This is a genomic window from uncultured Winogradskyella sp. (assembly GCF_947495255.1).
Taxonomy (GTDB): domain Bacteria; phylum Bacteroidota; class Bacteroidia; order Flavobacteriales; family Flavobacteriaceae; genus Winogradskyella.
Genome location: NZ_CANLYI010000005.1, coordinates 308,852 through 331,077 on the forward strand (window position 1 = coordinate 308,852; position 22,226 = coordinate 331,077).

Sequence of the window (22,226 nt, forward strand, 5' to 3'; positions counted from 1 at the left end):
ATTAATTCTCTGGCGTAATCATCTCAACGGTATCTTTTATAGCACGTTGAATATCTACATCTTCTGGTTCTGTAGTAGCTTCTCCATTTCCATAAAGCTCCATTAAATCATCAAACATACTTAGGTAACTATTGAATGTTTTAGTTTCTTGTAACGCAAAGTCCTGATCATTGTAGATAACTAAAATATCAATTAATGACCTATAACGTTGAATGTCCATATATATGTCTTCACCTACTACGCGATCTTGGTCTTTTAACGGTAGGCTACTATAATAAGCTAAGTTTTCTTGATACTTTTTAGCCACATCTTTATATAATGCACGTCCTTTTTCTTTATTACCAACTTCATAATAAGCGCTTACATAAGGTTCAAGAAGTGAATAAAATCCAAACTTATCAACTGGCATTTTTTCCATTGCTATGTCTGCAATTTCTTCTGCTTTGTCTAATTTATCTTCATTGATGAGTTGCTCAATTAAACGTGCTAAATTTCCTCTGTAAGTAATACCGTTTCTTCTCGTTTCAATGTCGTAATACATGTCTTCACCACTTCCTCCCCATTTCCAGTTCTTAACCATATCATACATTAAGTCTGGGTCAACTCTTCCCATATCATAAGGATTAGCTTTGTCTACTGCTGTTTTAATAGGAACAAGTTTGTAACACATACCATCAAGTTGAAGATAATCTTTTAGCCATACATAGTCTTCAGCTCCAAAAGCACCTCCTGTAAAATATATTGGTCGTTCCCAATTGTTATTAGCAAGAATATCTAACATTAAAAGGCGGTTTTTATATAGGTATCCTCCACTTATTCTAGTATAAAGATTGTCTACAATTAAATCAGCATCTTTAGGTTTTACTATACCATTTTTTAATACCATTTCCTTGTTTACAGGAATACTAATATTTCGTGTTGGATAGTAGTTAGAATTTAGCAAGTGCTTTGGATAACGGTTAGGGTCATCACCTTGGTTTTCAACAACAAATTTTACTTTAGTATTTGGTTTTTCACTAGAGACAAAGTCCATAAATTGTTTTATGTCTAAGGTATCTCTGGCAATACTTTCGTTAATTTCTTTATAAGCAACAACATCTCTTGTGCCACCACGATATTGCTTGTGTGTAAGTTGCGACGGAATTGGGTCACTATCATACGCCTTACGTTTCATTTGGTCAATGTACCAATCTGTTTGAAATAGACTTGTATTGATGACGCGTACATCTCTACGAACACCTTCAATTTCTTGCAAGTACCATAATGGGAACGTGTCATTATCTCCAATAGTAAATAAAATAGCGTTTGGTCCGCAAGACTCTAAGTATTTGCGAGCCATAGCGTTTGTAGTGTATTTACCAGAACGATCATGGTCATCCCAGTTGTTTGCAGCCAGAACTCCAGGAACAATGACAATGCAAACCAGAGTAATAACTGGTGCTAATAACTTCGTTTTAAAACTTGATTTTAATAAATCATAAATGGCATAAACACCAAAGCCAATCCAAATAGCAAATACATAGAATGAGCCTACTACAGAATAATCTCTTTCACGAGGTTCAAAAGGTCTTACATTGGTGTAAAATTGAATTGCTAAACCAGTCAGTAAAAAGAATACTAGTAAAACCCAAAAACGTTTTAAGTCAGAATACATTAAGAAAAAGAAACCTATTAGTCCTAAAATAAGAGGCAAAAAGTAATAGGTGTTTCTCGCTTTGTTTTCTAATACATCAGTAGGTAAGTTGTCTTGAGACATACCTAAATGTAACTCGTCAATTGCGTTAATTCCAGAAATCCAGTTCCCATTTTCATGCGTATATTTTCCTTGGATATCATCTTGTCTTCCTGTAAAATTCCACATAAAATAACGCCAATACATATAACCAAATTGGTATTGAAACATGTACATGGTGTTATCTATAAAAGAAGGTTTTTCTATTTCTAAATATTGTTGACCATAACGACTTAAAAACTGATTATAATCCTCATAATCCATTTCTCCATTAGCAACACGCATTTTAAAATCGTTAACTAACTGGTCAATTTGTAGTTTTTCTTGTAATGCATACTGACCTGCTTGTTCTTCTGATAAACCAGCATTCATGGCTTCATTGTATGCGCGTGTTTGTAATGTTGGGTCCGCTTTAAATTGAATTAACCCAGTAAACATCATGTAATTTTCTGCATGCTCTGAGCTCCACATTCTTGGTAAAATTGAAGCATGCTCATGGTTGTAGTTCTGCTTACTTTTCTCCCAATCATTAATAATAACGTATTCGCCAGCTTCTTCATCACGCTCATAATTTTTCTTATCATCAACAAAGGGTTCATCTTCGTCTGCGCCAGAATAAGCTTCAGTAAATTGTGGTCCGTAGAATAAATGTGTTTCTGGATATTGTTCTAAATTATAATAAGCTAAAAGTTCTCGAGCATCCGAAGGATTATTTTCATTAATAACTACTTGCGCATTGGCACGTATAGGTAACATCATCCAAGATGAGAAACCAATAAAAATAAACATTAAGCTAAGTACTAATGTATTGATGTGCTTGTAGCCTTTTTTTCTTGTAAAATTTAAGCCAAAATAGAACAAACCTATAACCATTAAGCCTGTGATAATTGTACCAGAATTAAATGGCAAGCCTATTGAATTCACAAAAAATACTTCTAAATAACCGAAGAGCTTAAGTGTAGATGGTAGTAATAATTTAAATATAAATAGTAGAATTGCAGCAGATGCTATGTTTGCTAAAATAAAATTCTTTACAGTAATAGTTTTGTAGTTCTTAAAATAGTAAAGAAGACCAATGGCTGGTATGGTTAATAGACCCATAAAGTGAACACCAAAAGAAAGCCCTATTACAAAAGCAATAAGTATTAACCAACGATTTCCTCTAGGTTCATTCATTTCTTGTTCCCAGCGTAAACCTAAATAAAACAGAACAGCCATTATTAAGGTAGCCATTGCGTAAACTTCCGTTTCAACAGCATTAAACCAAAATGAATCTGTAAACGTAAATGCTAAACTACCAACTAAAGCACTTCCTAAAATAGCATAGGCTTTGCTTGGGCTATCGTCTTTATTGTATTTAACTAGTTTAACTAAAAGTAAACTAATAGTCCAAAACATAAAAAGAATGGTAAATGCGCTGGCAACACCGCTCATCATGTTCAAAATCATACCAATTTGCGAAGGTTCTAACGCAAAAATGGAGAAAAATGCGCCAAACATTTGAAATAATGGTGCTCCTGGTGGGTGACCAACTTGTAATTTAGATGAGGTTAAAATATATTCTCCAGCATCCCAAAAACTCACTGTTGGTTCTATAGTAAGTCCGTAAACTACTACTGCTACTGCAAAAACAAACCATCCTAAAATGTTGTTCCACTTTTTAAAGTTAAAATCTGTCATGAAAACCTTGCTTAATAATGCAGGCGAATTTACTAATTATTACATAAACGCCTACGTTTTTAAGTTAACGTTAAGTATTTTTAAATATTTTTTCATTTTTTTTTGTCTAACTCAAACTTTGTATTAAATTTGCAGCCTCAATTGAAAGATTGGCCTATGGTGTAACTGGCTAACACATCTGTTTTTGGTACAGAAGAGTCTAGGTTCGAAACCTAGTAGGCCAACCAAAATTTAAAACCTAATCATTTATTTGATTAGGTTTTTTTTGTTTTTAACATGAAAACTATTGATATTAATCAGTTTATCTCTGTTTTAGGTAAGGAACTCAGCAAGCAATTGAAATAAAAATCCTAATCAATTTGATTAGGATTTTTTAAATTTCCATGGTTTTAAATAGCTCTTCGATGTCTTTTAAAGTCTGTGTTCTTCTAATATACCGAATATTCGAAATTATATTTTAAAGGTAATAACTGGTCGTTTAGCATGGTTTACTAAATCTTCGCTAATACTGCCGTTAAAGAAATGTGCTATACCTTGTCTACCATGTGTGCTAATACCTATTAAATCTGCATTAATGTCTTTGGAAACATTTAAAATGCCGTGTTCTACAGTAGTGTCGTTATGTATAGTGATAGTGTAATTATTAAAATCCTGTCCAGAGATAAAGTCCTTAATTCGAGAATTTGCTTCATAAGTAGTCATAAAGTTGCTCGATGTAATTACTAAGAGCAAATGGATTTTTGCATTGAATGCTTTTGCAAACTTAACAGCTTGCTTGTAGGTTTCTTTGTTGTCATTTTTAAAATCCGAAGCAAACACAAAATCAGAGACGTTAAAACTAGTGTGTTCATTTTTTATTACTAAAACTGGTACTTCAGATGTTCTTACCACTTTTTCTGCGTTAGAACCTACAAACATTTCCATTAGTCCAGAAGAGCCATGAGAACCCATTACAATCAAATCAATATCAAACTCTTTACAAGCATCTTTAATTTCATTAAATGTAATGTCAGCTTTTAAGGTTTCATGAACAGTAATACCTTCTAAGTAATCTTCAGCCATAAGATTTGCAAATCTTTTTTGAGCTAATTTCATAAAAAATAAAGTTTCCGGAATATCACTTTGTGTGCTGCCTTGGTCAGTTTGTTGCAACGGAATCTCCATCATGTGTAATAAGTATATTTCAGCATTATGGGTCTTGGCGAGCATTGCAGCTACCTTAAGTGCGTTTCCGGCTTGTTCAGAAAAATCTGTTGGAACTAGAATTTTATTCATATATCGATTGGTTTATATTAGTCTCAATAAATTTAAGAAAATAATTCCACATTAGGAAGCTTAGGTACTTTAATATAAATATCGTATATTTGCACCGTTATTTACTAAAAATAAATAAGCGAGAGGACGAAAAGTCCTCTCTTTTTATATCAAGAAATGTTTAAGAAAATAGTAGAAGACTTATTACAAGTAGCATTAAAAGAAAGACTAGATTTGTTCTTAATAGATTTTAGTGTTTCTGGAGACAATGCCGTTAAGGTTGTTATCGATGGTGATAATGGCGTTTTGGTAGAAGATTGCATGTTTATTAGTAGAGCTATTGAGCATAATATTGATAAAGATGAGCATGATTTTTCTTTAGAGGTTTTATCATCCGGAGCAGCAACACCTTTAGTATTACCAAGACAGTACACAAAACATATTGGTAGAAATTTAGAGATTAAGACTTTAGATAGTCAAAATTTAGAAGGAGAACTTAAGGAAGTAAATGAACAAGATGTGGTTTTAAGCTGGAAAGCAAGAGAACCAAAACCTGTGGGAAAAGGAAAAGTAACAGTAACTAAAACAGCAACTGTTGCATTTGAAAATATTAAGGAAGCAAAAGTTAAAATAAAATTTTAATTCATATCAATCATGGAGAATATAGCGTTAATTGATTCATTTTCAGAATTTAAAGACGACAAATCAATAGATAGAGTTACGCTAATGGCAATTCTTGAAGACGTATTGCGTAATGCGTTGAAGAAGAAGTATGGTGATGACGATAATTTTGATATTATTATAAATCCAGATAAAGGAGATTTAGAAATCTGGAGAAACCGTATTGTAGTTGCAGATGGAGAGGTTGAAGAACCAAATCAAGAAATAGCATTGTCTGAAGCTCAGAAAATAGAGCCAGATTTTGAAGTTGGTGAAGATGTTGCGGAAGAAGTAAAATTAATTGATTTAGGAAGACGTTCAATCTTAGCATTAAGACAGAATTTAATTTCTAAGATTCATGAGCACGATAATACTAACATCTACAAGCACTTTAAAGATCTTGAAGGTGAAATTTATACAGCAGAAGTTCATCACATTCGCCACAGAGCAATAATATTGTTAGATGATGATGGTAATGAAATTATACTTCCAAAGGACAAACAAATTCCTTCAGATTTCTTTAGAAAAGGAGAAAATGTAAGAGGAATTATAGAAAGTGTAGAGCTAAAAGGAAGTAAGCCTGCGATTATAATGTCTAGAACGTCGCCTGTATTTCTTGAGAAATTATTTGAACAAGAGATACCAGAAGTTTTCGATGGTTTAATTACAGTTAAAAAAGTAGTGCGTATTCCTGGTGAAAAAGCAAAAGTAGCGGTAGATTCTTACGATGATAGAATTGATCCTGTTGGTGCTTGTGTAGGTATGAAAGGTTCTAGAATTCACGGAATTGTACGAGAATTAGGAAATGAGAATATTGATGTTATTAACTACACAAACAATGTTCAGCTTTTTGTAACAAGAGCATTAAGTCCGGCTAGAGTAACATCTTTAAAGTTAGATGAAGAAAACATGCGTGCTGAGGTATTATTAAAACCAGAAGAAGTTTCTAAAGCTATTGGTAGAGGTGGTCACAACATTCGTTTGGCTGGTCAATTAACAGGTTACGAAATTGATGTGTTTAGAGAAGGTGCCGAAGAAGATGTAGAATTAAAGGAATTCTCAGATGAGATTGAGAGCTGGGTAATTTCAGAATTTAGCAAGGCTGGTTTAGATACAGCTAAGAGTATTTTAGAACAAGACGTTAACGATTTAGTGAAGCGTACAGATTTAGAAGAAGAAACGATTTTAGACGTTATCAGAATTCTAAAAGAAGAATTTGAAGATTAAAATATCAGTTAAAATTAGAATGAATTTTAAATTTCATTTTGAAGTTGATTTGGTATAACATATATTTAAGTATTTTACAGGCAGTTTATGGCTCAAATGACAAGATTAAATAAAGTATTAAGGGAATTAAATATCTCAATAGATCGTGCTGTGGATTTTTTAGAATCCAAAGGCGTTGAGATAGAGAAAAGCCCTAATACTAAAATTTCGCAAGAAGTTTACAATACACTTTCTGATGAATTTCAGACGGATGCATCTAAACGTGAAAAAGCTCAGGAGGTTAGTGAAGCAAAACTTAAGGAAAAAGAGGAGCTTCGTGAACAAAGAGAGCGCGAAATTGAGGAAAAGCAAAAACTTAAAGCCGAAAGAGAAGCTGTTGTTAAGGCAAAAGCTGAATTAAGTGGACCAAAACAAGTTGGTAAAATTGATTTAGACAAGAAACCTAAAACAGTAAAAGAGGAAACTCCTAAAGCTCCTGAGGTTAAGGAAACCCCTAAAGTTGAAGTTCCTAAGAAGGAAGTTGAAAAGCCTAAAGAGGAACCTAAGAAGGTTGAAAAAGTTGAAGAAACTGAGAAGACAGCGAAGACTGAGAAGGTTGAAACAACGGAAAAGGTAGCTAAAGTAGAAAAGGTAGAGAAAACTGAAAAAGTTGAAAAGCCTAAAGCGAAAGAAGCTCCTAAAAAAGAAGAGGCACCAGCTAAGCCAACTGCACCAATAGAAGAGACTTTAAAGACACAATATAAAAAACTTTCTGGACCAAATATTACAGGTAAAAAAATTGATTTATCTCAGTTTAATAAACCTAAAAAGAAGAAAGAAGTTAAACCAGCAGGTTCTGGCGATGCTAATAAACGTAAGAGGCGTAGAATTAGTAAAGGAGGAAATGATACTGCAGGGAAACCTAACTTCGATAATAGAAGAGGTGGAAAAGGAAGAGGTGGTAATGCTGCTAGACCAAAAGTGGTCAAAGAAGAGCCAACAGAAGAAGATGTAAAGAAACAAATTAGAGAAACCCTTGAGAAATTACAGGGTAAATCTAATAAAGGTAAAGGTGCTAAATACAGAAGAGATAAGAGAGATCAACACAGAGAACAAACTGAAATTGATCAGGAAATCGCTGCAGCAGAAAGTAAAACTATTAAAGTTACAGAGTTTGTAACTGTTAGTGAAATTGCTACGATGATGGAGGTTGGTGTAACGCAAGTTATTTCAGCATGTATGTCTCTTGGTATGATGGTAACCATGAACCAAAGACTTGATGCAGAAACATTAACTATTGTAGCTGAAGAGTTTGGTTATGATGTTGAGTTTATTACTGCAGGTATTGAAGAGTCTATTGAAGAAGTTGAAGATAAGCCAGAAGATTTAAAACCAAGAGCTCCAATCGTTACTGTAATGGGTCACGTAGATCATGGTAAAACATCTTTACTAGATTATATACGTGAAGAAAATGTAATCGCAGGAGAGTCTGGTGGAATTACACAGCACATTGGTGCATATGGTGTAGAATTGGCAGATGGTCAAAAAATAGCATTTTTAGATACACCAGGTCACGAGGCATTTACTGCCATGCGTGCTCGTGGTGCTCAAGTTACTGACATCGCAATTATTGTTGTAGCTGCCGATGATGCTATAATGCCACAAACAAAAGAGGCTATTTCACATGCGCAAGCTGCAGGCGTTCCTATCGTATTTGCGATAAATAAAATTGATAAGCCAGATGCAAACCCTGAAAAGGTAAAAGAGCAGTTGGCACAAATGAATCTGTTAGTAGAGGATTGGGGTGGAAAAATTCAGTCTCATGATATCTCTGCGAAAGTAGGAACAGGTGTCAAAGAATTACTTGAAAAAGTATTGCTTGAAGCTGAATTGTTAGAATTAAAAGCTAATCCTAATAAAGCGGCTAGCGGAACAGTTGTAGAAGCTTATTTAGATAAGGGTAGAGGATATGTATCAACTATATTAGTACAAGCAGGTACTTTAAAAGTTGGTGATTATGTTTTAGCAGGAAAAAATAGTGGTAAAGTAAAAGCGATGCAAGATGAGCGAGGGCACGATGTTGCTGTAGCTGGTCCTGCAACTCCAGTATCTATACTAGGTTTAGATGGAGCACCTCAAGCAGGTGATAAATTTAATGTTTTTGAAGACGAGCGTGAAGCGAAACAAATTGCAACAAAACGTACGCAGTTACAACGTGAACAATCTGTTAGAACACAACGTCATATTACATTAGATGAAATAGGAAGACGTATTGCACTTGGAGATTTCCAAGAGTTAAATATAATTCTTAAAGGTGATGTTGATGGTTCTGTGGAAGCATTAACGGATTCATTCCAAAAATTATCAACTGAAGAAATCCAGGTTAATATTATACATAAGGGTGTTGGTGCCATTACAGAAAGTGATGTGTTATTAGCAACAGCTTCAGATGCTATTATAGTTGGGTTTAATGTTCGTCCTGTTGGAAATGCAAGAATGATTGCAGACAAGGAAGAAATCGATATTAGAACTTATTCTATTATCTATGCAGCGATTAACGATCTTAAAGACGCTATGGAAGGTATGTTGTCTCCAGAGGTGAAAGAAGAAGTTACAGGTACTGCTGAAATTAGAGAAATATTTAAAGTATCTAAAGTTGGTAATATTGCTGGTTGTATGGTAATGAACGGTAAAATCTTTAGAAATTCTGGAATCCGTATTATTAGAGATGGTGTAGTTGTTCATACTGGTACGCTTGAAGCTTTAAAACGATTTAAAGATGACGTTAGAGAAGTAGCTAAAGGATACGATTGTGGTATGCAGATTAAAGGTTACAATGATATTGCAATTGGTGATGTAATTGAAGCATTCCAAGAAGTAGAAGTAAAGAAAAAGTTGAAGTAATAAGAAGTTATTAATTCAATAGATATAAAAAAACCGACAAATACTTGTCGGTTTTTTTATGTTTTAAAATAAAATTCAATTGTTGAATAATCAGTTTTTTTTAAGAAGAAAAGATTACTTATCTAATCTTGGTTGAATAACATTAGCATTCATGTATTTCTTTCTGATTTTTACCCAAGCACGATCAGCTTCAAGTCGTGTAGCAAAATTCCCGACCCAAACTTTATAGTTAGGTGTATTCCAAACGATTTCTACTTTCCATTCGTTGTAAGAATTTAGGAAATTAGATTTTTCTCTTTTAGCCTTATCTGGATCTGTACTATTGTAAACTTGTATAGTGTAAGTCTTAGACGTTTTAATATCCTTTTTGTATTCTAATAGTTTATCTATATCGCTATCTTGAGTGACGTTTATTTTACCTTCTTGTGCATTAATAGATAATGTAAGTGAGAACCCTAAAAGAATAAGGTATATAGTTTTTTTGTTAATTTTCATGTAATATTATTTAATGGCAAAGGTATAGTATTCAGTGAAAGAAGTAAAATTTTTTATTCAGATTCTATATGTAATCAATTGCACTTCAATATGTCGATGGATATCTAACGAATATTCACTCATAAAATTTTTAATCCTTATTATTTAGAATTGGTATAAATTATATATTAACAGTTCTCTAAGATTTCCAAAATCCACTTTAAATGTTACTTTTGCCTGAGTTTTTAAAAACATCTTTTTTCAAATTTTTAATGAAAAAATCGTACCAAAGTTTAGAAGATAATCCAAATTATAATATGAAACAGGTGATTTACTGTGGTTTAACCTCAAAGATATATAGTCTTTGTATTGTACTTTTACTTACGTTTTCAACTTCTCTTATTGCTCAAGAAGGTGATCCAGCTAATGGAAAATCACTTTTTAATTCTAATTGTGCGGCATGTCACAAATTGGATAAGCCAATGACTGGTCCTGCTCTACGTAATATAGAAGCAAGATTAGCCGATGAGCAAGGTTTAGATAGAGAGTGGTTGACGTCTTGGATTAGAAATAGTTCTGCGCTAATCAAATCTGGTGATGCGTATGCTAACAAAGTGTATAGTGATTATAACGGTGTTGCCATGACGCCTTTTCCTCAGTTGAGTGATACGGATATCTCCGATATTTTAGCTTATACTGCTGCTCCGGCTCCCGCACCTGTTGTTGTTGAAAAGACGACTGGCGAGGCCTCTGGAGAACAAGGAGGAGTTTCAAATAATCTAATTCTTGGAGCTTTAGCTTTATTGTTTGCTCTATTGGCAATGGCATTAGTATTAGTGAAACGTACATTAGATCGTTTTGCTGAAGCAAAAGGTTTAGACGTTGTTACGGAAAACAAAAGAACACCATTATGGAAAGCGTTTGCTCAAAATCAATTCTTAGTACTAGTTACTGCAATATTCTTTTTGCTTGCTAGTGGTTATTTTGTTTATGGTTATTTAATGCAGGTTGGTGTAGATCAGGGTTACGAGCCGGTTCAGCCAATACATTATTCACATAGAATTCATGCAGGTGATAACGGTATTGATTGTAAATATTGTCACTCTTCTGCAAGAGTAAGTAAGACTTCAGGCATTCCTTCTTTAAATGTATGTATGAATTGTCATAAGTCTATATCAGAAGTAGCACCAGAAACTTTAGCTGAAGGTGAAGAGTTTGGAGTTAATTATAATGCTGAAATTCAAAAATTATACGATGCAATTGGATGGGATGGAACTGGTTATACTGGAGAGTCTCAGCCAGTAAAATGGATTCGTATTCATAATTTACCAGACTTTGCATACTTTAATCACTCACAACACGTAACTGTTGGTGGTATTGAGTGTCAAACTTGTCATGGTCCAGTTGAAGAAATGGAAATTATGTATCAACACGCTCCATTAACAATGGGTTGGTGTATTAACTGTCACAGAGAAACTGACGTAAAAGTTAAGGATAACGCATATTACACTAAAATTCACGAAGAACTATCTAAAAAGTATGGTGTTGAGCAGTTAACTGCAGCACAAATGGGTGGTTTAGAATGTGGTAAGTGTCATTATTAATAAAAAGAATAAATTTAAAGAAATACGGTAAGCCGAATTTAATAAGCTAGTAGCTCATTAGATATTGTTAATCGTAAGTCAAAAAAATCATAAATAAACACTATGTCATCAAACAAGAAATACTGGAAAAGTGTTGAAGAGCTAAACGAGAATAGCTCTATTGTTGAGGCGCTACAACAAAACGAGTTTGTGGAAGAGATTCCTACAGATGAGTTTTTGGGAGATAAAGAGTCGTTAGAGTCTTCGTCTACTTCGCGTCGTGATTTCTTAAAATACGTTGGTTTTAGTACTGCAGCAGCTTCTTTAGCGGCTTGTGAAGGACCAGTGATTAAATCAATACCTTATATTGTTCAACCAACGGAAATTATTCCAGGTGTGGCAAATTATTATGCAACTACGATTGCAAATGGATTTGATTTTGCTAGTGTTTTAGTAAAGACAAGAGAAGGGCGACCAATTAAAATTGAAAATAACACGGATGCTTCTACCAACGGAATAGCAAATGCGAGAGTTAATGCTTCAGTTTTAGGGTTGTATGATAATCTAAGAGTAAAGGCACCAATGAAAGGTGATTCGAAAATCTCTTGGGAGACTTTTATGTCTGAAACAACTTCAACATTAAAAGGACTAAATGGTAAGTCTATTGTATTGTTAACGCAATCAATACCAAGTCCTTCTACTCATAAATTAATTGCAGAGTTTAAAGCTAAGTATGGCAACGTCACACATGTTGCTTATGATGCGGTTTCAGAATCTGCAACTTTAGATGCTTACCAAGCTAAGTACGGAAGAAGAGGAATGGCTAATTACGATTTCTCTAAAGCTAAAACGATTGTTTCTATTGGAGCTGATTTCTTAGGAGATTGGCAAGGTGGAGGTTTTGATTCTGGTTATGCAGCAAAGCGTATTCCTGATCATGGTAAAATGTCTAGACATATTCAGTTTGAATCTAATATGTCATTAACTGGTGCAAATGCAGATAAGCGTGTGCCATTAACACCAAGTCAACAAAAATTAGTTTTAGCTAAATTATATAGTGAAGTAACTGGGAATTCTGCAGGAGGTGTAAAGCTTACTGAAGGATTAGATGCAGCAGTAAAAGCAGCAGCTAAAGAGTTAAGTTTAGCTGGTAGAAATGGTGTTGTTGTAACAGGGGTTCAAGATGTAAATGCTCAGACAACTGTATTAGAGATTAATGCATATCTTAGAAGTGCAGCATTTGATCCTAGTACAACTATAAACACAAGACAAGGTAGTGATAAAGCTGTTTCTCAGTTAGTAGCTGATATGAAAGCTGGAAAAGTTGGAGCTATTATTATGGACGGGGTGAATCCGGTTTACACGTTGCCAAATGCTTCAGATTTTAAAGAAGGATTGGCTAAAACGGAATTATCGGTTGCTTTTTCAATGAAGCAAGATGAAACGTCTACAATTTGTCAGTACATCGCTGCTACACCTCATAACTTAGAATCTTGGGGAGATTATGAATTAAAGACTGGTCATTATTCTATGATGCAGCCAACAATTCGTCCTTTATTTGATACTAAGCAGTTTCAGGAAGTGTTAATGAGTTGGACTGGTTCTACATGTTCTTATAGAGATTATTTAAAATCTGTTTGGACTAAGGATATTTTAAATGGAGCTTCATTTAATAAAGCAGTTCAAGATGGAGTATTTGTAACACGTACTGCTGGAAGTGGTAGTAGTTCAAATGGTTCGTCATCAACGATTGATTCTTCTTCTACAGAATTAAAAGATAAAAAAGATAGAACGTTTTTAGGTGGTGTTATACATGATGTTGCTGTAGGAGTTGGTATCAAAGATGAAGATAAAGATGAGTATGTTACTAGTACGACGTCTACAACAGTAAATAATACAGGGAGTAGTAATGCGGATGTAAGTTCAGTATTGACTGGAGGAGCTGCAGCATTAGCTTTAGCTAAAACAAAGGTTTCTGAAGGTATGGAGTTGTCACTTTATACTAAAACAGGAATGGGTGATGGCCAACAAGCTAATAACCCTTGGTTACAAGAGTTTCCTGACCCGATAACAAGAACAACTTGGGATAACTATTTAACGGTATCTCAAGCTGATGCTGATAAATTAGAATTAAAAAATTGGAATGTTGCAAATGGTGGTTTAAATGGTAGCTACGCTAAAGTTTCAGTAAATGGAGCAGAAGCGATTACAGTACCAGTAATTATTCAACCGGGTCAAGCAAAAGGGTCTGTAGGATTGTCATTTGGTTTTGGAAGAACGTCTAAGGCTTTAAAAGATGAAATGAAAACAGGTGTTAATGCTTATCCATTATACCAAAATTTCAATTCAGTACAAAGTGTGTCTATTGAAAAAGCTGTTGGTGAACATGAGTTTGCTTGTGTACAGTTGCACAATACTTTAATGGGTCGTGGTGACATTATTAAAGAAACGACTTTAGAAATATTTAATACTTACGATAGAGAAGATAAAAAGCACGGATGGAATAAAGTTCCTGTAGTGTCTTTAAATCATAATCCTGTAAAGGTAACTGAATCAGAGGTTGATTTATGGGATGAATTTGACCGTTCAATTGGTCATCACTTCAACTTATCAATTGATTTAAATGCATGTACAGGTTGTGGATCATGTGTTATTGCATGTCATGCTGAAAACAATGTACCTGTAGTTGGTAAATCTGAAATGAGACGTAGTAGAGATATGCACTGGTTGCGTATTGATAGATACTATTCTCATCAAGAAACATTTGAAGCTGACGATGCTAAAAAAGAGGGTTTCAATGGCTTATTTGGTGACAATGGTTCTTTAGGAGGTTTTGGTGAGATGGAAAATCCTGCTGATAATCCACAAGTGGCTTTTCAACCTGTAATGTGTCAACATTGTAACCATGCACCTTGTGAAACAGTTTGTCCTGTTGCAGCAACTGCTCATGGTCGTCAAGGTCAAAACCACATGGCTTATAACCGTTGTGTAGGTACGAGATATTGTGCTAACAACTGTCCTTATAAAGTACGTCGTTTTAACTGGTTCTTATATAATAAGAACGATGAGTTTGATTATTACATGAATGACGATTTAGGTCGCATGGTATTAAATCCAGATGTAACTGTTCGTTCTCGTGGTGTTATGGAAAAATGTTCTATGTGTATTCAAAAAACACAAAAAACAATTTTAGATGCTAAACGTGAAGGTCGTTTAGTTAAAGATGGGGAATTCCAAACAGCTTGTTCTGCAGCATGTGGAAATGGAGCTATGATTTTTGGAGATGTTAATGATAAAGACAGTAAGATTACTGCATTAAAAGAAGATGATCGTATGTATCACTTGTTAGAAAGTGTTGGGACAAAACCTAATGTTATCTATCAGACAAAAGTGAGAAACACATCAAAAGCATAAAATAATTAAAGAAACAAGTATATAATTATGGCGTCTCATTACGAAGCACCTATTAGAAGACCTTTAGTAACTGGAGAAAAATCGTATCACGATGTTACAGTTGATGTAGCAAGACCAGTTGAAGGCAAAGCCAACAGAGCATGGTGGATTGTTTTCAGTATTGCTTTGGTAGCATTCCTTTGGGGAATAGGTTGTATTATTTATACAGTATCTACGGGTATTGGAGTTTGGGGTCTTAACAAGACTGTAAACTGGGCTTGGGATATTACTAACTTCGTTTGGTGGGTTGGTATTGGTCATGCAGGAACATTAATTTCTGCAGTACTATTATTATTCCGTCAAAAATGGAGAATGGCAATTAACCGTTCTGCTGAAGCAATGACAATTTTCTCTGTAGTCCAAGCAGGTTTATTTCCAATTATTCACATGGGTCGTCCATGGTTAGCATATTGGGTATTACCAATTCCTAATCAATTTGGTTCATTGTGGGTAAACTTTAACTCACCATTGCTTTGGGATGTATTCGCAATTTCTACATATTTATCTGTGTCATTAGTCTTCTGGTGGACGGGTTTATTACCGGATTTCGCGATGTTAAGAGATAGAGCGGTTAAACCTTTTCAAAAGAAAATTTACTCTTTAGTAAGTTTCGGTTGGTCTGGTAGAGCGAAAGATTGGCAACGTTTTGAAGAAGTGTCTTTAGTACTTGCTGGTTTAGCAACACCTTTAGTACTTTCTGTGCACACAATTGTATCTTTTGATTTTGCTACTTCAGTAATACCAGGTTGGCATACAACAATTTTCCCACCTTATTTCGTTGCAGGTGCGGTATTCTCAGGATTCGCAATGGTAAATACGCTTCTTATTATTATGAGAAAAGTTTGTAGCCTTGAGGACTATATTACAGTGCAACACATCGAATTAATGAACATTGTAATTATGATTACTGGTTCTATTGTAGGTGTGGCATATATCACTGAGCTATTTATTGCATGGTATTCTGGTGTAGAATACGAACAGTATGCATTCTTAAATAGAGCAACTGGTCCTTATTGGTGGGCTTATTGGGCAATGATGTCTTGTAATGTTTTCTCTCCACAATTTATGTGGTTTAAGAAATTAAGAACAAGTATTATGTTCTCATTCTTCATCTCTATTGTCGTAAACATTGGTATGTGGTTTGAGCGTTTTGTAATTATTGTAACATCATTACATAGAGATTATTTACCATCATCTTGGTCTATGTTCTCTCCTACATTTGTTGATATCGGTATTTTTATTGGAACTATAGGATTCTTCTTTGTATTATTCTTGTTGTATTCACGTACATTCCCAGTAATAGCACAAGCAGAAGTTAAAACAATATTAAAGTCTTCAGGTGAACGTTATAAAAACATTAGAGAACGAGGTGATAGCCTAGTTGGTACTGGTGCTGATAGTAGAACATCTAAACCTATTGCTTTTAATTCAATTACAACTGCTCCAGATAAGCCTGCAGAATTACCAAAAAATAATGATGAAAAGCTAAATAGCTTATTTGAAGGAATTGGTAAATTTGATGCGGCAACTCAAACAGCTGATGATTTAAAAACTGTTAATGGAATTGGTCCTAAAATGGAAGAAGTTCTTAATAGTATAGGTATTTATACTTTCCTTCAGGTAAGTAAAATGACGAAAAAAGAATATGATTTGTTAGATTCAATTACAGGTTCTTTCCCAGGAAGAGCAGAACGTGATGATTGGTCAGGACAAGCTAAAAACTTATTAAACAACTAATATAGTCTATGGAAGCTTCGAAAGTAATTCATGCTATTTATACAGATGATGATGTATTAATGTCAGCCGTTAAAAAGGTAAAGGCAGAAAAATATCACATTGAAGAAATATACACTCCTTTTCCGGTTCACGGACTAGATAAGGCAATGGGATTAGCACCAACACGTTTAGCAATAACAGCATTTATTTATGGTTGTATTGGTTTAACAGTTGCTGTTGTAATGATGAATTTCATAATGATTAAAGATTGGCCTCAAGATATTGGAGGTAAGCCGAGCTTTAGTTATTTAGAAAATATGCCAGCATTTGTGCCTATTATGTTTGAACTTACAGTATTTTTTGCTGCTCACTTAATGGTTATTACATTCTATATGAGAAGTAGAATGTGGCCTTTTAAAAAGGCAGAAAATCCTGATCCAAGAACTACAGATGACCATTTTTTAATGGAAATTGCAGTTCATAATAATGAAGAATCATTAACTAACTTGTTGAAAGAGACAGGAGCAGTTGAGATAAATATTGTTGATAATAATGAAGATGCACATTAATATGAAGACAGTAGCGAAATTTAGCGCAGTTATAGTTGTATTGGTTAGTCTTGTGTCTTGCCAAAAGACCTCAAGTCGAAACTATCAATACATGCCTAATATGTATGAGTCAATTGGCTATGAGACGTATCAGGAGTCTGATGCATTTGGTAATGGTGTAGAAGCACAGTTGCCAGCAGAAGGGTCAATTCCAAGAGGTGATTTTATGCCATTTGAAATTGAAAACACTAATGATGGTTATGCTTTTGCAAAGGCTAATTTAATTAGTCCTTTAGATTCTACGCAAGTGGATTATGAGGTAGGTGGACCATTATACAATATTTATTGTGGAATCTGTCACGGTAATAAAGGTGATGGAAAAGGTAAATTAGTTCAACGTGAAAAAATATTAGGTGTTCCTAGTTATGCGGATGTTGGAAGGGCAATTACAACAGGTAGTATTTACCATACTTTATATTATGGTAAAAACACAATGGGTTCATATGCTAACCAATTGAACGAAAATGAGCGTTGGCAAGTTGTTGCTTATGTTGAGAAGCTTAAAGCAGATTTAGAAAAGTAAGATTTAGATAAAGATTATATAAATGGAATATAAAATTTCAAATCGATTAAGAATAGGTGCTATCGTTTTAATGGTTTTAGGACTATTAGGTGTTGGTTACGGCTTTATGGATGCACATAGTGTGACTGAAGAGAATATAACTGAATTTTTAGCGAATGAAGATCATCATGGAGATGCTCATGCTGAAGAATCTCATACTGATTCGAATGAAGCAGCAGCGTTACATGTAGATGACAATCATGGCGAAGAAGCACACGGATCTTCGCATGCTGAGTCTGACCACGGAATGAGTCATGAAGAGCATGTATTACATCAGATACATAATAGACCATGGTCTGCTTTATATATAGCGGCTTTCTTTTTCTTTATGATTGCGTTAGGTGTATTAGCGTTTTATGCAGTACAATATGCAGCACAAGCAGGTTGGTCACCAGTCTTATTTAGAGTAATGGAAGGAATTACATCGTATGTATTACCTGGTGGGTTATTAGTATTGGCTGTCGCATTTGCTGCAGATAGTCATTTATTTGTTTGGTTAACAGATGGTGTAACTGAAGTAGGTAATGATAATTATGACGCATTAGTGGCTGGAAAATCAGGATGGTTAAACAAAACAGGATTTTTTATAAGAGGTCTTATTTTCTTAGCTGGTTGGTCGTTATATCGTCATTTTTCAAGAAAGTTTTCGTTGGCTCAAGATAGTGCAGATGATAACCGTTACTTTAAAAAGAATTTCAGAATTGCTGCGGCATTTTTAGTATTCTTTATTTACACTGAATCTATGATGTCTTGGGATTGGATAATGAGTGTAGATCCACACTGGTTTAGTACGTTATTTGGTTGGTATTTATTAGCAGGTATGCTTGTTTGTGGTATTACTGTAATCGCTATGATTGCTATCTACTTAAAATCTAAAGGCTTATTAGAGCATGTAAATGATAGTCATATTCATGATTTAGCTAAATTTATGTTTGGATTTAGTGTTTTCTGGACATACCTATGGTTCTCTCAATTTATGTTAATCTGGTATTCAAATATCCCGGAGGAAGTGACTTACTTTGTAACACGTATTGAGGATTATAATTTACCATTCTTTGGTATGATAGCGATGAATTTTATATTCCCACTATTATTATTAATGAATAGTGATTTCAAACGTGTAAATTGGTTTGTAATTATGGCTGGAGTTGTAATACTTTGTGGTCATTATATAGATATTTTCAATATGATTATGCCTGCAACTGTAGGAGATAGATGGTTTATTGGAATTCCTGAGATTGGGTCTATTTTATTATTTGCTGGTATATTTTTGTTGGTCGTTTTTACAGCGCTTAGCAAACATCCATTATTGGCAAAAAGAAGCCCATTCATTGAGGAAAGTAAACATTTCCATTATTAATATAAAAAAGAACAGAAACGATAATGACTGCTTTATTAACTATTATAATTGTACTCTTTGTTGCTATTGCCTTATGGCAAATGGTAAAGATTTTTGACTTGGCTCAGGTGGGCACAACGAATTCTCAGGTTGCCGACGACCATGATAATAAAATCAATGGTTATTTAATGATGGGATTTTTAATCTTTATCTATTTAATAACAATCCTTAGTTTTTGGTATTTAGGAGATTTACCATTGATGTCTAATGCTGCCTCAGAACATGGTGTTGAAGTTGATAATCTAATGATTATCTCAATGGTTGTGATTTTTATAGTGCAAATTTTAACCCAATTTGTACTTCATTTCTTTGCCTATAAGTACAGAGGAGAAAAGGGTAAGAAAGCATTATTTTATGCTGATAATACAACTTTAGAATTTATCTGGACTGTTATTCCTGTTATTGTATTGGCAGGTTTAATTATCTATGGATTATTTACTTGGAATGATATTATGAATATCGATGAAGATGAAGATCCTATGGTTATTGAGTTATATGCACAACAGTTTAACTGGAAAGCACGTTACAGTGGAGCTGATAATGTCTTAGGTAAAGCTAATGTAAGATTAATTGATATTGATCGCGCTAATATCTTAGGGGTTGATGAAGAAGATCCAAATGCAAAAGATGATGTAATTGTTACTGAACTTCATTTACCAGTAGGAGAACCAGTTGTATTTAAAATGCGTTCTCAAGATGTATTACACTCGGCTTATATGCCTCACTTTAGAGCACAGATGAACTGTGTTCCTGGTATGGTAACACAATTTAGTTTTACACCAACCATTACTACTGCGGATATGAGAGAAAATCCGGATATGGTTGAAAAAGTAAAAAATATTAATGGACTTAGATTAGAGCGAAAAGCTGAAATTGAAGAAGCAGGACAGGAGTTAGTTTACGAATTTGATTACTTATTATTATGTAATAAGATTTGTGGTAAATCACACTACAATATGCAAATGAAGATTATTGTAGAAACTCAAGAAGAGTTTGATGCATGGATGAAGGAGCAGAAAACCTTTCCAAATTCATTAAATTAATAATATATTTTTAAGAAAAGATAATTCAGATTATGTCAGCAACTATTGATACACACGGTCACGAAGAAGATCACGACGTACATCACCATAAAGAAACGTTTATTACTAAATATATTTTTAGTATTGATCATAAAATGATCGCTAAGCAGTATTTAATTACTGGTACTATAATGGGAGTTATAGGTGTTTTAATGTCTATTATGTTCCGTATGCAAATTGCATGGCCAGAACAGCCAAATGTTTTATTTGAAGCATTATTAGGTAAATGGGCTCCAGATGGTGTTATGGATGCAGATATTTATTTAGCATTAGTAACTATTCATGGTACCATTATGGTATTCTTTGTACTTACCGCGGGTTTAAGTGGTACGTTTAGTAACTTATTAATTCCGTTACAAATTGGTGCGAGAGATATGGCCTCAGGATTCCTAAACATGGTATCTTATTGGTTATTCTTTTTATCTAGTGTTATAATGATTTGTTCATTATTTGTTGAAGCTGGACCAGCTGCTGCGGGTTGGACGATTTACCCACCTTTATCTGCATTGCCTATGGCATCAGGTGGTTCTGGTATGGGAATGACTTTATGGTTAGTTTCAATGGCTATCTTTATTGCATCGTCATTATTAGGGTCATTAAATTATATTGTTACCGTAATTAACTTACGTACAAAAGGAATGTCAATGACAAGATTGCCACTTACAATTTGGGCTTTCTTTGTAACAGCTGTTATTGGTGTTGTTTCATTCCCTGTATTATTATCTGCAGCATTATTATTAATAATGGATAGAAGTTTTGGTACATCATTCTTTTTATCAGATATATTTATTCAAGGAGAAGTTTTACATTACCAAGGTGGTTCTCCTGTATTATTTGAGCACTTATTTTGGTTCTTAGGTCACCCAGAAGTATATATTGTAATTTTACCAGCAATGGGATTAGTGTCTGAAATTATGGCTTCTAATTCACGTAAACCAATTTTTGGTTATCGTGCAATGATTGCTTCAATTTTAGCAATTGCATTCTTATCTACTATTGTTTGGGGCCACCACATGTTTATTTCAGGTATGAATCCTTTCTTAGGGTCTGTATTTACATTTACAACATTGTTAATTGCAATACCTTCAGCTGTAAAAGCCTTCAACTGGATTACCACCATTTGGAAAGGTAATCTGCAAATGAATCCAGCCATGTTATTTTCTATTGGCTTTGTATCTACTTTTATTACAGGTGGATTAACAGGAATCATTTTAGGAGATTCAGCTTTAGATATTAACGTTCACGATACATATTTTGTTATTGCACACTTCCACTTAGTAATGGGTATTTCTGCTCTTTACGGTATGTTTGCAGGTATTTATCATTGGTATCCAAAAATGTTTGGACGTATGTTAAATAAAAACTTAGGTTATTTGCATTTCTGGATTACTGCAGTGTGTGCATACGGAGTTTTCTTCCCAATGCACTTTATCGGTATGGCAGGTTTACCTAGACGTTATTATACAAATTCAAACTTTCCATTATTCGATGATTTAACAAATGCAAATGTTGTGATTACAATATTCGCAATCGTTGGTGGTCTTGCACAGATTATATATTTATATAACTTCTTTGCAAGTATGTTCTTTGGTAAGAAAGCTGAGCAAAACCCTTGGAGATCTACAACATTAGAATGGACTACACCAGTTGAACATATTCATGGTAACTGGCCAGGAGCTATTCCTCACGTTTATCGTTGGTCTTATGATTACAGTAAGCCAGGTCATGATGTAGACTTTGTACCTCAAAACGTTCCTTTAAAAGAAGGAGAAGAGGAATTACAACATTAAACTTGTCTCTATTAAAATGGGATTTAATTAACGAGACTCACAATATAAAAGCCTTTCTGTTTTCAGAAAGGCTTTTTCGTTATATTTGATTATTGAATAACAATTAAAAGTAACTCTTGCTTT

14 protein-coding genes and 1 tRNA gene are annotated in these 22,226 nt (G+C 34.1%); 12 read left to right on the forward strand and 3 right to left on the reverse strand.

Annotated features, from left to right (window positions below; all coding sequences use genetic code 11):
• Position 1 precedes the first annotated feature (1 nt).
• Complete coding sequence (locus tag Q0807_RS09920) at positions 2–3,412, reverse strand: DUF2723 domain-containing protein (protein WP_299109210.1); 3,411 nt, start codon at positions 3,410–3,412, stop codon at positions 2–4.
• A 150-nt stretch (positions 3,413–3,562) separates the two neighbouring features.
• Here Q0807_RS09920 and Q0807_RS09925 point away from each other — a divergent pair.
• Positions 3,563–3,639: transfer RNA gene (locus Q0807_RS09925), tRNA-Gln, on the forward strand.
• A 223-nt stretch (positions 3,640–3,862) separates the two neighbouring features.
• On the opposite strand, the gene Q0807_RS09930 is transcribed toward Q0807_RS09925, so the two are convergent.
• Entirely contained in the window at positions 3,863–4,687 is an 825-nt protein-coding gene (locus Q0807_RS09930; RefSeq protein WP_299109212.1) for a universal stress protein, read from the reverse strand.
• 156 nt (positions 4,688–4,843) lie between these two features.
• Between Q0807_RS09930 and rimP the strand changes: the two genes are divergently transcribed.
• The 3 genes from rimP (at position 4,844) to infB (ending at position 9,436) form a co-directional block, all read left to right on the forward strand.
• Entirely contained in the window at positions 4,844–5,308 is a 465-nt protein-coding gene (gene rimP, locus Q0807_RS09935) for a ribosome assembly cofactor RimP (protein WP_299109215.1), read from the forward strand.
• A 12-nt stretch (positions 5,309–5,320) separates the two neighbouring features.
• The gene (gene nusA / locus Q0807_RS09940) at positions 5,321–6,553 is read left to right on the forward strand and encodes a transcription termination factor NusA (protein WP_299109218.1); all 1,233 of its coding nucleotides are present in this window, start codon (positions 5,321–5,323) and stop codon (positions 6,551–6,553) included.
• Positions 6,554–6,640: 87 nt separating this feature from the next.
• Positions 6,641–9,436 (forward strand): translation initiation factor IF-2, encoded by a 2,796-nt coding sequence (gene infB, locus Q0807_RS09945; RefSeq protein ID WP_299109221.1) that lies wholly within the window; start codon positions 6,641–6,643, stop codon positions 9,434–9,436.
• Positions 9,437–9,550: 114 nt separating this feature from the next.
• On the opposite strand, the gene Q0807_RS09950 is transcribed toward infB, so the two are convergent.
• The gene (locus Q0807_RS09950; RefSeq protein WP_299109223.1) at positions 9,551–9,931 is read right to left on the reverse strand and encodes an SPOR domain-containing protein; all 381 of its coding nucleotides are present in this window, start codon (positions 9,929–9,931) and stop codon (positions 9,551–9,553) included.
• Between the two features lie 296 nt (positions 9,932–10,227).
• Between Q0807_RS09950 and Q0807_RS09955 the strand changes: the two genes are divergently transcribed.
• From Q0807_RS09955 to Q0807_RS09990, 8 genes are all read left to right on the forward strand, one after another.
• Positions 10,228–11,514 carry a c-type cytochrome gene (locus Q0807_RS09955; RefSeq protein ID WP_299109346.1) on the forward strand — a complete coding sequence of 429 codons (1,287 nt, stop codon included), beginning with the start codon at positions 10,228–10,230 and terminating at the stop codon, positions 11,512–11,514.
• 102 nt (positions 11,515–11,616) lie between these two features.
• Entirely contained in the window at positions 11,617–14,907 is a 3,291-nt protein-coding gene (locus Q0807_RS09960) for a TAT-variant-translocated molybdopterin oxidoreductase (RefSeq protein ID WP_299109226.1), read from the forward strand.
• Between the two features lie 27 nt (positions 14,908–14,934).
• Positions 14,935–16,683 carry an NrfD/PsrC family molybdoenzyme membrane anchor subunit gene (gene nrfD / locus Q0807_RS09965; protein WP_299109228.1) on the forward strand — a complete coding sequence of 583 codons (1,749 nt, stop codon included), beginning with the start codon at positions 14,935–14,937 and terminating at the stop codon, positions 16,681–16,683.
• An 8-nt stretch (positions 16,684–16,691) separates the two neighbouring features.
• A complete protein-coding gene (locus Q0807_RS09970; RefSeq protein ID WP_299109231.1) occupies positions 16,692–17,231 on the forward strand; it encodes a DUF3341 domain-containing protein in 540 nt (179 codons plus the stop codon).
• A gap of 1 nt (position 17,232) precedes the next feature.
• The gene (locus Q0807_RS09975) at positions 17,233–17,793 is read left to right on the forward strand and encodes a cytochrome c (protein ID WP_299109233.1); all 561 of its coding nucleotides are present in this window, start codon (positions 17,233–17,235) and stop codon (positions 17,791–17,793) included.
• Positions 17,794–17,815: 22 nt separating this feature from the next.
• The gene (locus Q0807_RS09980; RefSeq protein ID WP_299109235.1) at positions 17,816–19,192 is read left to right on the forward strand and encodes a quinol:cytochrome C oxidoreductase; all 1,377 of its coding nucleotides are present in this window, start codon (positions 17,816–17,818) and stop codon (positions 19,190–19,192) included.
• A gap of 23 nt (positions 19,193–19,215) precedes the next feature.
• Entirely contained in the window at positions 19,216–20,274 is a 1,059-nt protein-coding gene (locus tag Q0807_RS09985; RefSeq protein WP_299109237.1) for a cytochrome c oxidase subunit II, read from the forward strand.
• Between the two features lie 32 nt (positions 20,275–20,306).
• The gene (locus tag Q0807_RS09990; RefSeq protein WP_299109239.1) at positions 20,307–22,103 is read left to right on the forward strand and encodes a cbb3-type cytochrome c oxidase subunit I; all 1,797 of its coding nucleotides are present in this window, start codon (positions 20,307–20,309) and stop codon (positions 22,101–22,103) included.
• Positions 22,104–22,226 lie beyond the last annotated feature (123 nt).

Coding starts and splice junctions, on each gene's coding strand:
- Q0807_RS09955 (WP_299109346.1), top strand. CDS start 10,228: ATGAAACAGGTGATTTACTGTGGTTTAACCTCAAAGATATATAGTCTT.
- Q0807_RS09960 (WP_299109226.1), top strand. CDS start 11,617: ATGTCATCAAACAAGAAATACTGGAAAAGTGTTGAAGAGCTAAACGAG.
- rimP (WP_299109215.1), top strand. CDS start 4,844: ATGTTTAAGAAAATAGTAGAAGACTTATTACAAGTAGCATTAAAAGAA.
- Q0807_RS09930 (WP_299109212.1), bottom strand. CDS start 4,687: ATGAATAAAATTCTAGTTCCAACAGATTTTTCTGAACAAGCCGGAAAC.
- Q0807_RS09950 (WP_299109223.1), bottom strand. CDS start 9,931: ATGAAAATTAACAAAAAAACTATATACCTTATTCTTTTAGGGTTCTCA.
- Q0807_RS09990 (WP_299109239.1), top strand. CDS start 20,307: ATGTCAGCAACTATTGATACACACGGTCACGAAGAAGATCACGACGTA.
- Q0807_RS09975 (WP_299109233.1), top strand. CDS start 17,233: ATGAAGACAGTAGCGAAATTTAGCGCAGTTATAGTTGTATTGGTTAGT.
- nrfD (WP_299109228.1), top strand. CDS start 14,935: ATGGCGTCTCATTACGAAGCACCTATTAGAAGACCTTTAGTAACTGGA.
- infB (WP_299109221.1), top strand. CDS start 6,641: ATGGCTCAAATGACAAGATTAAATAAAGTATTAAGGGAATTAAATATC.
- Q0807_RS09985 (WP_299109237.1), top strand. CDS start 19,216: ATGACTGCTTTATTAACTATTATAATTGTACTCTTTGTTGCTATTGCC.
- Q0807_RS09920 (WP_299109210.1), bottom strand. CDS start 3,412: ATGACAGATTTTAACTTTAAAAAGTGGAACAACATTTTAGGATGGTTT.
- Q0807_RS09980 (WP_299109235.1), top strand. CDS start 17,816: ATGGAATATAAAATTTCAAATCGATTAAGAATAGGTGCTATCGTTTTA.
- Q0807_RS09970 (WP_299109231.1), top strand. CDS start 16,692: ATGGAAGCTTCGAAAGTAATTCATGCTATTTATACAGATGATGATGTA.
- nusA (WP_299109218.1), top strand. CDS start 5,321: ATGGAGAATATAGCGTTAATTGATTCATTTTCAGAATTTAAAGACGAC.